Here is a 16,140-nt window from a genome sequence, read left to right on the forward strand (position 1 = left end):
ATGACCGATCCAAACCCCTCGCTCTACGAAATGCTGCTGCAGAACTTCAACGGTGACCTGGACCTGTATCGCGTCAGCGAGCAAGACCAGCACACGCTGTCGGTCCTGGACAACCTGCAACGTATCCTGAACAGTCGGGCAGGGGCGCTCAGTCATTTGCCGGATTACGGGCTGCCGGATATGGGGACCATTCTGCAGGGGCTGCCAGCGACTGCCCAGACCTTGATGGGAGCCATGACCGACACCTTGCTCAAATACGAACCACGGCTGATGGCGCTTGCCATCGAATTGTTGCCACAGGTGCTGCCGGGGCATTTGGAGTGTGTCCTGGACGTGCAATTGAAAGGAGGGCAACGGGTAAGGTTCGGGACGACCCTGAAGCCGCAAGGCAAAGCCCTGGTGCGTCACCTCGAGGAGCAACACTCCCTATCGGATAACGGAAGGGAAGCGGGATGAGCGCGCTGTTTGAAGTGCATGTTCGCATCGGCGGTGATCCGCGTGACTACGCTGAATTCGCCGCCCTGCGCGAGGAGTTGGCCAAGCTGGGCCATCGCGCCTGTCCCGATGTGGATTGGCAAAAAGTGGAGCAGTTGTGCCTTGTGCTATTGCAATTGAACGGGGCGGAACTGCAAACCGTGAGTTTCTATGCGCTGGCTCGTAGTCAGCGTCATGGTTTGGATGGCATGGTCCAAGGCGTGAGACTGCTCAAGACCCTCATTGGCCAATGGTCGAGTCTATGGCCGGCGTCGGTGTCAGTGCGCTTGGATATCCTCGGGTGGTTGTTTGCCCAACTGCATACGCTGCTGCGTAGCCTGGCATTGACGAACTGCAATCCGCGCACATTGCTGGAGTTGGACAATGCGTTGACATGCCTGAATGAGCGCTTGGTCAGCCACACAGCCACGCCGTTGATGACACTCCGGGCTTTGCAGCAGCAGGTCGATAGCCTGATCCAGCGTTTGACGCGGATCGATTTTGGCGTCGAAACGGCGTTGCTGCCCATCAGCGTATCGGCGCCGGCATTTGCGATGCCGATCATGATCCTGCCGCCGCCGGACATGAAAACCGGCAAGAGGCGTTTGATGCTGTGGCTGTGCATATCGGCGCTTCTGCTTGCCTTGGTCGTTGGGGGCGCCTGGCGCACAGGGTTATTGGAAGCGCAGAGAGATGTCGTCTTGCCCGATCCGGTGCGCCTGGACAGCCTGTCACTGTTCGACGCTGGCAGTGCGGAGCTTAAGCCTGGCTCGACCGACGTACTGGTCAAGGCTCTGGTCGATATCAAGGCCCAACCAGGCTGGCTGATCCTCATTGCCGGGCACACTGATGCGACAGGCTCGGTCGAGCAGAACCTGCAACTGTCATACGCCCGCGCTTCAGCCGTGCGCGAATGGATGCAACGTGTGGGGAGCATCGCCGCCGATTGCTTCGCCGTACAGGGTTTCGCCGCCAACCAACCGATTGCAGGTAACGACACCGAGGCCGGGCGGATCGCCAATCGGCGTGTTGATATTCGCCTGGTACCCCAAGCGGGGGCTTGTGAGCGTTCCGCAACCGCGCCTGCAGATGAAGCTCGTTCTATGTGAAGCAAGCTTTTGATGGCCGGAAAACAGGACGCGTTTTTTGTAAGGCATCAGCGTGAATTCCTACAAAAAACAACGGATAGCCCGTTTTATTGCGCTTATGCTAACGAGCCGTCATGCAAGGTTTCGCATAACCAAGGAGAACAGGAATGGGATGGAAGGGAACTGTGCGTTCGCTGCAGGCCTCGGCAAGACGAGCGGAGCGCAACGCCCATCGGCGGCAGCGGGAACTAGAGCGTCAAAGCAAGGAATACGCTCGCATGGAGGAGCTTGAGCAAGCGGCGTACGAAGTTGAGGTGTATGAAAATCACCTGGACGTTCTTCTTTCCGTGCACAAGGAGTGCAGTGAACCCATCCAATGGAAGCAGGTTCTCGCCAAGCCCGAGCCAGTGCAACCTCAGAAAAGCGACACGCTTGCCCTGGCCGCAATGCACGCATCAACCAGCTATCGCCCCGGATTTTGGGTTCGTTTGTTTAAACTTGAGGCCCGGCAGCGAGGAAACTTGATGGCGAAGATTGCGAACGCTCAGGTCGCAGACGAAAACCGGTTCCAGGCAGAGTTGGAGGTGTGGAAAGCAGCTCACGCCGACTGGAAAGAAGAACAAGATCTCGCCAAACGTATCCTCGAAGGTGATCGGCAGGCAAAGTTCGATGCTGTTGAAGTATTTGAGCCTTTTGCAGAAATTTCGTATCTCGGATCAGCCATTAAATTGGTCATTCAGGAGGATGGCATTCCCGAGGCTCGCCTGTCGATTCATGGCGCCCATGTTATTCCGACGGAGATCAAGGGCTTGCTCAAAAGTGGCAAATTGTCCACCAAGGTAATGCCCTTGGGGCGATTCAACGAGCTTCATCAGGATTACGTTTGTAGTTGCGCGCTGCGCGTTGGGCGAGAGCTCTTGGCCATCCTTCCAGATGACCTGATTCTCGTCACCGCGCTGGATAAGGTGCTCAACAGTTCAACAGGGTACCTGGAGGAACGACCGATTCTCAGTGCTGCTTTTTCGCGTGCTACTGTCGATACGCTCAATCTCGATGCAATCGATCCGTCTGATGCAATGAAAAATTTTGTGCATAACATGATTTTCAAAAAGAACGTCGGCTTTTCGCCGGTGGATGCATTGGATGCGACGCAATTTTCCGTAAATGCGTAGATGCCGGTAGCGAACCCCGAGAGATGCTAATTTGTGACCGTGTCGCGCCGTCGGTCACAAGTTGTCAACGATCTTCAGGATGCGTAAGCTGCCCCCATGAACCAGCCATCCCTACCTTCGCCCAGTACCCGCGGCCCAGTCGATCATGACATTCGCCACCAGATTGTCGCGGCGGCCAATGAGCATTTCAGTCAATACGGTTATGGCAAGACCACGGTGTCCGACCTGGCCAAGGCCATCGGTTTCTCCAAGGCCTACATCTACAAGTTCTTCGACTCCAAGCAGGCGATTGGCGAGGCCATCTGTAGCCAGTGCCTGGCCGAAATCGTCGCGGCGGTGGAGCAGGCCATCAGCGAAGAGGGGCTTTCGGCGACAGAGCGTTTTCGCCGCTTGGTCAAGGCCCTGATCACTACGGGTGTGAACCTGTTTTTCAATGATCGCAAGCTCTATGACATTGCGGCGTTTTCCGCGTCGGAGCGCTGGCCCAGTTCGCAAGTCTATAACGCACGGATCAAGAACTTCGTGCTGCAGATCGTGCGTGAGGGGCGGGAGCTTGGAGAGTTCGAGCGCAAGACGCCATTGGATGAGACGGTCGACGCGATCCATCTGGCGCTGCGGCCGTTCGTCAATCCTTTGCTGTTGCAACACAACCTCGATTACGTCGACGACGCCCCCACGCTTACCTGCAATCTCATCTTGCGTAGCCTCATGCCGTGAGCGTTGGCTGACGGTAACCGCGCATCAGTACCGGCTGTTACGGCTGCGCCTTTCTCTTGAGTGGATCCGCCATTTTTGTGACCAATCGCATAGTTGGTCATGAGGGTGGATTCAGTCAGCGAACCGCCACCGGCTGGCCTTCAGCAGGCTGCCAGCCACCACCCAGCGCCCTGAATGCCGCCACCGCGGCCCGTGCCGATTCTGTACGTGCTTGCGCCCGTGCGTCGGAGACCTGCAGCAGCGTCGCGTCGGCATTGAGGACGTCGATCAGGCTGGCGGTGCCTTTTTGATAAGCAATGAACGAAGATTGGCGGGCCTGTGTCAGCGAGGTTTCGCCCTGGGTGAGGGTGTTCGCCTGGGATTCTCGATTCACCAGCGCGGAGAAGGCGTTCTCGACGTCCTCGGTGGCGCGCAGTGCGGATTGGCGATAAGCCGCCAGCGCTTCGGCTTCCTGCCCCTTGGCCTGGTCGATTTGCGCATTGATGCGGCCAAAGTCGAAGAGTCTCCAGCGCAGCCCCAGCGCGCCCGCCGCCTGGCTGGCATCGCCGGTGAAAAGGTTGCCGGCGGAAACTGCCGTGGCACTGCCCAGCAACGCGCTAAGGGAAAATTTCGGGTAGTACTCGGCGATGGCCTCGCCGATACGCGCATTGGAGGCAGCCAAACGACGCTCGGCCACGATCAGGTCTGGCCGGCGGCGCAATAGATCGGCAGGGGCCCCCATGGTCGTTATCTGTGGCGCCAAAGGGATGCTCCGTCCATTTGCCAACTGCCCGCGATAGGTGCCGGGCGACGTGCCGAGCATGACATCCAGGGCGTTCATGGCCGCGTCCAGTCCTGTCTGCAGCACGGGCGTCGTCGCCTGGACCTGCGAGAGGGTGCCCTCGACCTGATGAACCTGATAGCTGGCCGCAAGGCCCTTGCTGTAGAGCAGTTGGACTTTCTCCAACAGGTCCTGCTGTGTCTTGACTTGTCGGTTGGCAATGTCCAGCCGCGCCTGCAATCCCCGGGCAGTGATGTAGAGGTCGGCAGTCTGTGCGGCGACGGCCAGGCGTGTGGCCGTGACACCTGCTTCGCTGGCCTGGTACTCGGCCAACGCCGCTTCGCGTCCGCGGCGCAGGCCGCCAAAGAGGTCCATTTCCCAACTGGCGCCCAGGTTGAGCTCGTAGGCGCTGCCGTAGCGATCGTAGCCTGGTGTCGAGTCCAGCACTTGGCCCAGTGGCGTTTCCACGGATTGATACGCGCGTGCAGCCTGGCCGTTGATGTTTCCAGAGGGCAATAACGCCGCATTGGCAGCCCCCAGGCCGGCCCGCGCCTGGATGACACGGGCCGATGCCTGCGCCAGGTCCAGGTTCTGCTCGAGCGCCTTGGCAATCAGGTCGCTGAGCACTGGATCGGCAAAACCTTCCCACCATGTAGCCAGGCTGGCCGGCGTCGCTGCGGCCCTTTGCTCGACAGAGGCCTGGCCCAGGTAGCGATGGGTGAGCGCAGTGTCTGGACGTTGATAATCCGGACCGACAGTGCAGCCTGCCATCATGCTGAAGCTCACCAACCAAGCAGCGGGGCGTAGGGGCGACATTGGGATTCCTGAAGTCGTGGATGATTTGTGACCATATTATATTGTGGTCACTTTCTGTCAATGAGCACTCAGGGAGCAAACTTTGTAATGTGACTGAATAAAGGTTACGGGGGAGATTGATTAGGGTGTGAATCGGATTGTGACCATTGACAGTAATGGTCACGAGACTGAGAATGCGGCTATCTGTCCTCATTTGCCAAAAAGGGAACCTATGCGCCGGCTCCGACCTGTCACCTTTGCCGCTTGCTTGTTGCCGCTCGTCCTGACGGCGTGTGGCGATTCCTCCACCACCCAAGACCCGCGCACACTTGCCCCGTTGGTGCGGGTCGCCCAAGTTCAGGGTTCGTCCGACGCCACGCGTTCTTTTACTGGCGTGGTGGCCGCTCGTGTCCAAAGTGACCTGGGCTTCCGGGTACCGGGAAAGGTGCTCGAACGTTTGGTCGATACCGGGCAGGCGGTAAAACGCGGTCAGCCGCTCATGCGCCTCGATCCCATCGACCTGGGGTTGCAAGCCCGAGCCCAGCAAGAAGCAGTCGCTGCCGCCCGGGCCCGGGCCAAGCAGACCGCCGATGACGAGGCGCGCTATCGCGATCTGGTCGCCGCAGGCGCTATTTCCGCATCGGGTTACGACCAGATCAAAGCCGCCGCCGACACCGCCAAGGCCCAACTCAGCGCCGCGCAGGCCCAGGCTGACGTCGCCCGGAACGCATCGGGTTATGCGGTGCTGCTCGCCGATGCCGACGGTGTCGTGATGGACACGCTGGCCGAACCCGGGCAAGTCGTCAGCCCCGGGCAAACCGTGGTTCGACTGGCGCGGGCCGGTCAGCGTGAAGCGGTTGTGCAGTTGCCTGAGACCCTGCGACCTGCCGCAGGCGCCACCGCCCAGGCGACGCTTTATGGCGCTAGCACGGGTGCCGTCACCGCAAAGCTGAGGCTGCTGTCGGATTCGGCCGACCGCGTGACGCGCACTTTCGAGGCCCGGTATGTGCTGGAGGGAGCGTTGGCGAATGCACCGCTGGGGGCGACCGTTACGCTGCGCATCGCTGAAGGCTCCGCGCAACGGCAGGCGCTGCAAGTGCCGATAGCCGCTATTTATGATTCGGGTAAAGGTACCGGCGTATGGAGCATTGACGGCGAACCGGCGAAAGTCATCTGGCGACCTGTGCAAGTCCTGGGTCTGAGCGACGACGCCGCGCGCGTCACCGGCGATCTCAACGTGGGCGAGCGCATTGTCGGGCTCGGCGCCCATCTGCTGCGCGAGGGTGAAGAAGTGCGGCTGGCGCAACCGGGTGACGTGAAGGTTGCCGGGGGCCGTCCATGAGCCTCAACCTGTCGGCGCTCGCCGTTCGCGAGCGATCCATTACCGTGTTTCTGATTTTCCTGATCGCCGTCGCGGGGACCTTGGCGTTCTTCCAGTTGGGGCGCGCCGAGGACCCACCGTTTACGGTCAAGCAGTTGACCGTCATCACCGCATGGCCGGGCGCAACCGCCCAGGAAATGCAGGACCAGGTCGCCGAGCCGCTTGAAAAACGCTTGCAGGAATTGAAGTGGTACGACCGCACGGAAACCTACACCCGTCCAGGCCTGGCCTTCACCATGGTGTCGCTGGTCGATCGCACGCCACCTTCCCAGGTACAAGAGGAGTTCTATCAGGCGCGCAAAAAGCTCCAGGACGAAGCGCTCAAGTTGCCGGCCGGCGTCATTGGGCCAATGGTCAATGACGAATTTTCCGATGTGACGTTCGCGCTGTTCGCCCTGAAAGCCAAGGGCGAGCCGCAGCGATTGCTGGTGCGTGATGCCGAAGCGTTGCGCCAGCGCCTGCTGCACGTGGCGGGGGTGAAAAAAGTCAACATCATCGGTGAGCGGGCCGAGCGTATCTTTATTTCCTTCTCCCATGATCGGCTGGCCACCCTGGGCGTCTCGCCCCAGGATATCTTCGCGGCATTGAACAGCCAGAACGCGCTCACGCCCGCCGGCTCGATCGAAACCAATGGACCGCAGGTCTTCCTTCGGGTCGACGGCGCGTTCGATAAATTAGCGAAAATTCGCGACACGCCCCTGGCGATTCAAGGGCGCACGCTCAAGCTCTCGGATGTGGCGACCGTCGAGCGTGGCTACGAGGATCCAGCCACGTTCCTGGTGCGCAACAACGGTGAAGACGCGCTGTTGCTGGGCGTCGTGATGCGTGAAGGCTGGAACGGCCTGGACCTGGGCAAGACCCTGGATGCGGAGACGACCAGGATCAACCAAGACATGCCCTTGGGCATGACCCTCACCAAAGTCACCGACCAGTCGGTGAACATCGACTCGGCCGTCGGCGAATTCATGGTCAAATTCTTCGTCGCGTTGCTGGTGGTGATGATCGTCTGCTTTCTCAGCATGGGTTGGCGTGTGGGGGTGGTGGTCGCGGCGGCGGTGCCATTGACGTTGGCCGTGGTGTTCGTGGTCATGGCGGCCACCGGCAAGAATTTTGACCGCATCACACTGGGGTCACTGATCCTGGCGCTCGGGTTGTTGGTGGATGATGCCATCATCGCCATCGAAATGATGGTGGTGAAGATGGAGGAGGGCTACGACCGAATCAAGGCCTCCGCCTATGCCTGGAGCCATACGGCCGCGCCGATGTTGTCCGGTACGTTGGTGACAGCGATCGGATTCATGCCCAACGGTTTCGCCCAATCGACCGCCGGCGAGTACACCAGCAACATGTTCTGGATCGTCGGTATCGCTCTGATCGCGTCCTGGGTGGTGGCGGTAGCGTTCACCCCTTACCTGGGGGTGAAGATGTTGCCGGACATCAAGCAGGTCGAGGGTGGCCACGCAGCCATCTATAACACTCGCCACTACAATCGTTTTCGCCAGGTCCTGACCCGGGTCATCGCGCGCAAATGGTGGGTGGCCGGCACAGTGGTCACGACATTCATCGTGGCGATTCTCGGCATGGGCCTGGTGAAGAAACAGTTCTTCCCGACCTCCGATCGCCCGGAGGTGCTGATCGAAGTGCAAATGCCTTATGGCACTTCCATCGAGCAGACCAGCGCCACCACCGCCAAGGTCGAGGCCTGGTTGCAAAAACAGGACGAGGCGAAAATTGTCACGGCCTACATCGGCCAGGGTGCGCCACGTTTCTACCTGGCGATGGCGCCGGAACTGCCCGATCCGTCATTCGCCAAGATCGTCGTGTTGACCGACAGCCAGGAAGCGCGCGAGACCCTCAAGTTCCGCCTTCGCGAGGCGGCAGCCGAGGGGCTTGCCCCGGAGGCGCGCATCCGCGTGACGCAACTGGTGTTCGGCCCGTATTCACCGTATCCGGTTGCCTACCGGGTGATGGGACCGGATCCGTCGAAGTTGCGCGAGATCGCGGCGCAGGTCCAGGGCGTCATGCAGGCGAGCCCGTTGATGCGGACCGTCAATACCGATTGGGGGCCACTGACGCCGACGTTGCATTTCACCCTGGACCAGGACCGCTTGCAGGCGGTAGGCCTGACGTCCAATGCGGTCGCGCAGCAATTGCAGTTCCTGCTGGCGGGGGTGCCGATCACGGCGGTTCGCGAGGACATCCGCTCGGTGCAGGTGGTCGGTCGCGCGGCCGGTGATATTCGCCTCGATCCGGCGAGGATCGAGGGCTTTACCCTGGTGGGTGCGGCGGGTCAGCGTATTCCGCTGTCCCAGGTGGGCGAGGTCGATGTGCGCATGGAGGATCCGATTCTTCGTCGTCGTGACCGCACCCCGACCATGACCGTGCGCGGCGACATTGCCGAAGGCTTGCAGCCACCGGACGTATCGAGCGCGATCATCAAGGCCCTGCAGCCGATCATCGACACCCTGCCGAGCGGCTATCGGATCGAGCAGGCAGGCGCCATCGAGGAGTCGGGCAAGGCCGGCAAGGCGATCGTGCCGCTGGTGCCAATCATGGTGGCCCTGACCCTGCTGATCATCATCGTGCAGGTGCGTTCGATCTCGGCCATGATTATGGTGTTCCTCACCGCGCCCCTGGGTTTGATTGGGGTGGTGCCGACGTTGCTGATCTTCCAGCAGCCGTTCGGGATCAACGCCCTGGTGGGCCTGATCGCGCTCTCGGGCATCCTGATGCGCAACACGCTGATCCTGATCGGGCAGATCCATCACAACAAACAAGAGGGGCTGGAACCCTTCCATGCGGTCATCGAAGCCACGGTGCAACGGGCGCGCCCGGTCCTGCTGACAGCGTTGGCGGCCATCCTGGCCTTTATCCCGCTAACGCACTCGGTGTTCTGGGGCACGTTGGCCTACACGCTGATCGGCGGCACGTTTGTCGGCACCGTCATGACGTTGGTGTTCCTGCCGGCGATGTACGCCATCTGGTTCAAGATCCGTCCTGACGCGCCAGCGCACACCCCGGCAGCACCGTTGGCGTAAGCCAGCCATTCAATGAACGTCGACTGAGCAAATGAAGAGGTTTCAAATGATGACTTCCCAAGGGCAAAAACGCATCGTCGTCACTGGCGTGGGCATTGTCGGCCCGCTGGGTTGTGGCGTGGAAGAAGTCTGGCCGCGCTTGCTGGCTGGGCGCTCCGGCATTCGTCTCCTGTCTGGCGATATCACCGAGGGGACGGGCGTGGCCGTGGGCGGCCAGGTGCCGTCGTTGGAAGAAGACCCCATCGCCGGCTACGACCCCGAGCGCATCATCCCCGCCAAGGATCGCAAGAAAATGGATCGCTTCATTGAGTTCGCCCTGGTGGCGGCCGAAGAAGCGTTGCAACAGGCGGGCTGGCAACCGACCGATGCCCACGACCAGGAGCGGACGGCGACGATCATTGCTTCGGGCGTGGGTGGCTTTGGCGCAATTGCCGGTGCGGTCCGCACCACTGATGAGCGAGGTCCGCGCCGATTGTCACCGTTCACTGCGCCGGCCTTTCTCGCCAACATGGCGGCCGGGCACGTGTCCATCCGTCACGGTTTCAAAGGCCCGCTCGGTGCGCCGGTCACCGCCTGTGCGGCGGGGGTGCAGGCCATTGGCGATGCGGCCAGGCTCATCCGCAGCGGCGAGGCGGATGTCGCCATATGCGGCGGGACGGAAGCCGCGATAGATCGAGTGACCCTGGGGTGTTTTGCCGCCGCTCGCGCGCTATCCACCGGTTTTGCCGAGCGCCCGCAGGAGGCCTCGCGGCCTTTCGATCGAGATCGCGACGGCTTTGTCATGGCCGAGGGGGCAGGGCTGCTGGTGATCGAGTCGCTGGAACACGCCCTTGCCCGCGGCGCCAAGCCGTTGGCGGAGTTGGTCGGTTACGGCACCAGCGCCGATGCCTACCACCTGACCGCCGGCCCGGAAGATGGCAACGGCGCCCGGCGCGCGATGGAGCAGGCGTTGCGCCAGGCCGGGGTCAGCCCCACAGACGTGCAGCATATCAATGCCCATGCGACGTCCACCCAGGTTGGCGACAATGGTGAGCTGGCGGCGATTCGCTCGGTGTTCGGGCGCGGCTCCGATGTGGCGATCACCTCCACCAAGTCGGCCACTGGGCATCTGTTGGGGGCGGCGGGTGGTATCGAGGCTATTTTTACGGTGTTGGCGCTTCGGGACCAGATTGTTCCGCCGACCTTGAACCTGGTTCATCCTGACGAGAGGGCTGCGGGGCTTGATCTGGTTGGTCTTTGTGCCAGGGAGATGCCGATTACCCATGCGCTTTCCAATGGGTTTGGGTTTGGTGGGGTTAATGCCAGCGTGTTGTTTCGTCGTTGGGAGGCGTGAGTTTGGGTAGTTAAGGTGGTGTGTATATCCGTTATTTAGGTAACGGCCGCTTGTGGTTCCGCCCTTACGGCGGGTCACTTTTGGAAGAGCGCCAAAAGTAACCAAAAGCGCTTTGCCCCACCACTCGGTGCCTCGCTAGGGCTCGGCATGCCCTCACTCCGGCATTGCTCCGTGGGCCGCCGCGAAGGGCCATCCATGGCCCAGCGCGGCTAACCCGGCATCCATGCCGGGTTGCCCACTCCACAATGCCTGCGTTCGGCCAGCGTGGTTTAACGGGGCGCTCAGATCAAGATCAAGATCAAAGTCCAAAGCAAAAGCAAGAACAAGAGCAGGGCACAGGCCGGCATCTATGTGGCTGGGCTACCGATATCGCGAGCAAGCTCGCTCCCACATCGGATTTTCGGCAGCCACAAAATGCACATGCGCCGCAGAACCCTGTGGGAGCTTGCTCGCGAAAAGGCCGGCACATCCAACATCACCGCGAACTGACACACCGCCTTCGCGAGCAAGCCCACACACTGGATTTTCGACAGTCACAAAATGCACATGCGCCGCAGAACCCTGTGGGAGCGAGCCTGCTCGCGAAGAGGCCGGCCCATCCAACATCACTGCAAACTGACACACCGCCTTCGCGTGCAAGCTCGCTCCCACAGGACAAACACAGTCCCATCAAGAACCAGGTCGGCTATCAGGCCGCCTCAGGGAGGACATTGATCTCGGGCGCCCACGCCGCACGGCCTACCCGCCAATTTTCCCTTAAGAACCACACAAGCATGCCGATACAACGCGGTAGATTCGATTGCGCGGGCGCCCTAGCGGGATCCCGCCGAAAGATATCCCAGGCGTTCGCACGCCTATGCCCATGTGATTTTTCAGGTTTGACCAGCATCGGACCTCAGGTGATAAACCATGTCAGCCCACGCCAGGACCGAACTGGAAGGCGCCCTTGCCGTCTGCAAGGGTAGTTTTCTTTCCGTTGGTTTTTTCAGTTTTTTCGTTAACTTGCTGATGCTCGTTCCTTCGTTCTACATGCTGCAGGTGTATGACCGCGCGGTAGGCAGCGCCAGCGTGTCGACGCTGTTGATGCTGACGCTGATCATGTTGCTGTTGATGATCACCATGGGGGGCTTGGAGTGGGTCCGTTCGCGGATCATGGTGCGGATCAGTACGCGTCTGGATACGCTGCTGAGCCAGCGTCTGTTCGATGCCAGTTTCAAGCAGGCGCTCAATACCAGTGGCCTGAATGCCACGGCCCAGCCTTTGAGCGACCTGAACGGCTTACGCCAGTTCCTGACGGGCAACGGCCTGTTCGCGTTTTTCGACGTGCCGTGGATTCCGATCTACCTCGCGGTCATGTTCATGTTCCATCCCTGGTACGGCTGGATGGGAATCGTCAGTGCCGTGTTGCTGGGGGCGCTGGCCTTCGCCAATGAAAAGCTCACCCATGCGCCGCTGCAGGCGGCCAACCGTGAACAGATGGCAGCCACTGCGCTCACCCACAAAAGCTTGCGCAATGCCGAAGTGGTGGAATCCATGGGCATGCTTGCCAGCCTGCGCCAGCACTGGAGCGGGCGAACCCATAAGATTCTTGCCCTGCAAAGCCTGGCCAGCGACCGCGCCGCGACCATGACCTCGGTGTCCAGGACGTTCCGGCAAATCGTTCAGTCGCTGGTGCTGGGCCTGGGCGCCTATTTGACGATCAATCACGAGATTTCGTCCGGACTGATGATTGCCGGCTCGATTCTGCTAGGGCGTGCGTTGGCGCCCATCGATCAGTTGATCGGCGTATGGAAAGGCTTCCTGGGCGCCCGTTCGCAATACGCCCGGTTGCACGAATTGCTGCTCAAGGTGGCCGCCGAGCCTGAGCGCATGCCGCTGCCGGCCCCTGAAGGGGCGATTCGCGTCGAGGGCCTCTCGGCGGGGGCCCCGGACGCGCGCAAACCGATTATTCGCGGCGTGAATTTCCAGGTGAGCGCAGGCGAGGTGGTGGGCATCATTGGTCCCAGCGGTGCGGGGAAGTCGACCCTCGCCAGGGCATTGCTGGGCGTTTGGCCAAGCCTGGCCGGCACCGTGCGCCTGGACGGTGCGGACATCAGCCAATGGCGTCGGGAGGAGTTGGGCCAGTACATCGGTTATCTGCCCCAGGACATCGAACTCTTCGAAGGCTCGATCAGCCAGAACATTTCCCGCTTTGGCACGGTGAACGCACCGGCCGTGGTCGCCGCCGCGCGCATGGCGGGAGTCCATGAGTTGATTCTGCAACTGCCCGATGGCTACGACACCTTGATCGGTGCCAATGGCGGTGGATTGTCCGGCGGCCAGCGACAACGTATCGGCCTGGCCCGCGCCTTGTACGGCGAACCGCGCCTGGTGGTGCTCGATGAGCCGAACTCCAACCTGGATGATGCCGGCGAAAAAATGCTCGCCGAGGCGCTGCAAAAGCTCAGGCAGAGCAGGGCCACGGTGTTTGTCATTACCCATCGATCCGGGGTGCTGGCGCAGGTGGACAAACTGCTGGTGCTCAATCAAGGCGAACTGAGTCTGTTCGGGCCGCGGGACCAGGTCCTGGCACGCCTGCGAGACGCAACACCCGCGGCCCGCCAGGCTGCCGCGATTCAACCGTAGGAAACGGATGAGCCATTTCATGCAAAACACTCAACACTCATCCGCCGCGTTGCCCGTCGATGACAGGCCGATACGCCGCGTCGGCTACCTCATGCTGCTGGTCACCTTTGGCCTGTTCGGTGGCTGGGCGGCGTTGGCCCCGCTCGACAGCTCGGCACTCGCGCCGGGCGTGGTCACGGTCAAAAGTTACCGCAAGACGGTGCAGCATCTGGAAGGTGGCATTGTGCGCGAACTGCGGGTGCACGACGGAGATCTGGTGAAAATCGGCGATGTGCTGTTGGTGCTCGACAATACCCAGGCACGTTCGGAAATGGAAACGACCCGCAGCCAGTTGATCGCCGCGCTCCAATTGCAGGCCCGGTTGGAGGCTGAACGTGACGCGCTGCCCGAACCTGTGGCGGTGCCGACCCTGGACCTCGCGGACCCGCGGGTACAAGAAGCCCGCGACAGTGAAGCGCGAATTTTCCAGACTCGACGGACCTCGTTGCTGGGCGAAATCGGCTTGCAAGAGACGACCATCGGACAAATCGAGGAACAGGTCCGCGGATTCAAGGCCATCATCGCCAGCAAACAGATGCTGGCCGCCTCCTATCAAGAGGAAATAGTCGACTTGCGGGCACTGCTTGCCGAAGGCTACGTGGACAAACAGCGCCTGCGCGAGCAGGAGCGCAGCCTCGCTCGCCTGCAAACCGAAATCGCTGAAAGCCAGTCCGAGATCGCGCAAGCGCGGGTCCATGTCGACGAGGCGAAGTTGAAGATCCTGCAGTTGAAGAAGGCCTTCGCCAGCGAGGTCGCCGGCCTGCTGGGTGATGCGCGGACCAAGGTGTACGAATTGCGCGAGCGATTGGCAACCCTGCAGGACCGCGACCAGCGTACCGATATTCTCGCGCCGGAGTCCGGAATGGTCATGGGCATGACCGTCCACACCCTGGGTGCCGTGGTCAGCCCGGGCACCGCGCTGCTGGACATCGTCCCGGCCAACGAGGAGCTGATCGTCGAGGCCCAAGTGTCGCCGATGGACATCGACCGCATTGCTTTGGGCAAGTTGGCGGACATTCGCTTCAGCGCATTCAAGAGCAGCACCACGCCCGTCATCGAGGGTCGGTTGGTGCAGATTTCCGCTGACCGCCTGATCAACAAGGACACTGGCGCAGCCTATTACCTGGCACGTGTGGCCCTGACGGACAAAGGGCGCCAGACGCTGGGCAACCTTACCCTGGTGCCGGGCATGCCGGTCGAAGTGCTGGTCAATACGGGCGCGCGGACGCTGTTGCAATATTTGATACAGCCGGCGAGCAACGTGTTCGCGCGTTCGTTGATCGAGGACTGAAATGAAGTGCTTGATCATGATGTGCCTGGCCCTCGTGCCGTTGGGAGTCCTCGCTGACGACACTTATGTCGACCTGTGGCAGTTGCACCAGGAAGCGCAGGGGGCCGATCCGCGCGTCCTGCGGGCACAAGCCCTGACCCGCAGCGGCGAGGGCAAGGAACGCGCAGCCTTTGGCCAATTGCTGCCGCAGCTAAATGCCAGCAGCAGCCTCAACCGCAGTCGGCGCGACGATGACCTGAACCGTATCCAGTACAACGGCAAGCGCATGGCCGTGGTGCTCAACCAGGTGATCTATGACCCGCAGGTCTGGCGCAGTTACCAGAAGTACATCGAGTTGACCCGGCAGAGTGGCTATGAGTCCGACGATACCCGGGTGCAGGCCAGCATTGATCTGTCCGAGCGCTACTTCGCCGTGCTTGCGGCGGAAGACGAATTGTCGCTGGTGCGCAGCGAACTGGAGGCGACCGAGCGTAACCTCAAGCGCGTCAAGGCCTTGTACGCCCGGCAGATGGCGATGGTCACCGACGCATTGGATCTTGAAGCGCGGGTGGACGCGCTCAAGGCTGACGAGATCGAAGCCAGCAACAAGGTCCTGGTCAGTCGTGAGGCCATCTCTGAACTGGTGGGGCGCGATGTCAGCGAGCGATTCAAGCGCATTGGCGACAATCCAGCCTTCAGTCTGCCGGCGCAAGCACAAGACGATTGGGTGCAGGCGGCGCTGGACAGCAACCCGGCGTTGCACGCCCGCGAGCACAGTGTCCGCGCCGCCGAGGCGGCTATAGCTGAAAACAAGGCGGGGCATCTGCCTCGGCTGGGGCTGAACTTGACGGCGCAACGCAGTGACATCGGCTATGAAGGCGCCGTGACGCCGCGCTCGGACAACCTCGTTGCTTCCCTGGACTTGCAAATGCCGCTCTACAGCGGCGGTTCTACCCGTGCACGGGTATCGAGTTCCGAAAGTGACAAGGAAGTCGCCCAGCAAGAACTGGAAGCCTTGCGACGCCAGGTCATCAAGGAAACCCGCACTGCTTATCTTGGCATGACGGCCGAACTCAGTCGGATCAAGGCAACGCGTCGCGCGCTGGAATCGGCTGGAAAGTCACGGATAGCCACGGAAAAAGCCTTCGGCTACGGCGTCAAGAATGCGGTCGATGTGCTCGATAGCATCAAGGAAGAGTTTCGTGCACGGCGTGATTTCTATCAGTCCCAATACAAGTTCGTGACCAGTTTGCTGGTATTGCATCGCTGGAGCGGGCGATTGGGAGATGGTGACATTCGCAAGGCCAATGAGTGGCTGGTTGCGCCAGCGTCGGTGGATTAAGAAAGAAAAAATAGTGGCCAAGTGATGTCATCTCCGCTGTTCTGATGCAAAATAACCTCTATGTAGCGGCCGCATCCAGGAAGGTCCGCAGATAGCTCACAGGAAA

The 16,140-nt window shown here is 61.0% G+C and carries 11 protein-coding genes; 10 read left to right on the plus strand and 1 reads right to left on the minus strand.

Annotated features, from left to right (window positions below):
- The 4 genes from tssE to M1D99_RS15775 all read left to right on the plus strand — a co-directional run bounded on the left by tssE (nucleotide 1) and on the right by M1D99_RS15775 (nucleotide 3,451).
- Nucleotides 1–456, plus strand: a complete 456-nt coding sequence (gene tssE, locus M1D99_RS15760; RefSeq protein WP_434570093.1) for a type VI secretion system baseplate subunit TssE — start codon at nucleotides 1–3, stop codon at nucleotides 454–456.
- Complete coding sequence (locus M1D99_RS15765) at nucleotides 453–1,583, plus strand: OmpA family protein (protein WP_458130413.1); 1,131 nt, start codon at nucleotides 453–455, stop codon at nucleotides 1,581–1,583. Before tssE ends, M1D99_RS15765 begins: the two co-directional genes overlap by 4 nt.
- Before the next feature lie 146 nt (nucleotides 1,584–1,729).
- Nucleotides 1,730–2,734: a hypothetical protein gene (locus M1D99_RS15770; RefSeq protein WP_434570099.1), complete on the plus strand. Its 1,005-nt coding sequence runs from the start codon at nucleotides 1,730–1,732 to the stop codon at nucleotides 2,732–2,734.
- A 96-nt stretch (nucleotides 2,735–2,830) separates the two neighbouring features.
- On the plus strand, nucleotides 2,831–3,451 hold the full coding sequence (locus M1D99_RS15775) for a TetR/AcrR family transcriptional regulator (RefSeq protein ID WP_186706707.1): 621 nt from the start codon (nucleotides 2,831–2,833) through the stop codon (nucleotides 3,449–3,451).
- Between the two features lie 115 nt (nucleotides 3,452–3,566).
- On the opposite strand, the gene M1D99_RS15780 is transcribed toward M1D99_RS15775, so the two are convergent.
- Nucleotides 3,567–5,027 (minus strand): efflux transporter outer membrane subunit, encoded by a 1,461-nt coding sequence (locus M1D99_RS15780; protein WP_434570101.1) that lies wholly within the window; start codon nucleotides 5,025–5,027, stop codon nucleotides 3,567–3,569.
- 211 nt (nucleotides 5,028–5,238) lie between these two features.
- Between M1D99_RS15780 and M1D99_RS15785 the strand changes: the two genes are divergently transcribed.
- From M1D99_RS15785 to M1D99_RS15810, 6 genes are all read left to right on the plus strand, one after another.
- A complete protein-coding gene (locus M1D99_RS15785) occupies nucleotides 5,239–6,348 on the plus strand; it encodes an efflux RND transporter periplasmic adaptor subunit (RefSeq protein WP_434570103.1) in 1,110 nt (369 codons plus the stop codon).
- Nucleotides 6,345–9,425, plus strand: coding sequence for an efflux RND transporter permease subunit (locus tag M1D99_RS15790; protein WP_434570105.1), 3,081 nt, complete (start codon nucleotides 6,345–6,347; stop codon nucleotides 9,423–9,425). Before M1D99_RS15785 ends, M1D99_RS15790 begins: the two co-directional genes overlap by 4 nt.
- Nucleotides 9,426–9,471: 46 nt before the next feature.
- Nucleotides 9,472–10,758, plus strand: a complete 1,287-nt coding sequence (gene fabF, locus M1D99_RS15795; protein ID WP_458130414.1) for a beta-ketoacyl-ACP synthase II — start codon at nucleotides 9,472–9,474, stop codon at nucleotides 10,756–10,758.
- Between the two features lie 909 nt (nucleotides 10,759–11,667).
- The gene (locus tag M1D99_RS15800) at nucleotides 11,668–13,383 is read left to right on the plus strand and encodes a type I secretion system permease/ATPase (protein ID WP_434570109.1); all 1,716 of its coding nucleotides are present in this window, start codon (nucleotides 11,668–11,670) and stop codon (nucleotides 13,381–13,383) included.
- 19 nt (nucleotides 13,384–13,402) lie between these two features.
- Entirely contained in the window at nucleotides 13,403–14,713 is a 1,311-nt protein-coding gene (locus M1D99_RS15805) for an HlyD family type I secretion periplasmic adaptor subunit (protein ID WP_434570111.1), read from the plus strand.
- 1 nt (nucleotide 14,714) lies between these two features.
- Entirely contained in the window at nucleotides 14,715–16,034 is a 1,320-nt protein-coding gene (locus M1D99_RS15810; protein WP_434570113.1) for a TolC family protein, read from the plus strand.
- The last annotated feature ends 106 nt before the right edge of the window (nucleotides 16,035–16,140 follow it).

The organism is Pseudomonas sp. R3-41, from assembly GCF_054161485.1.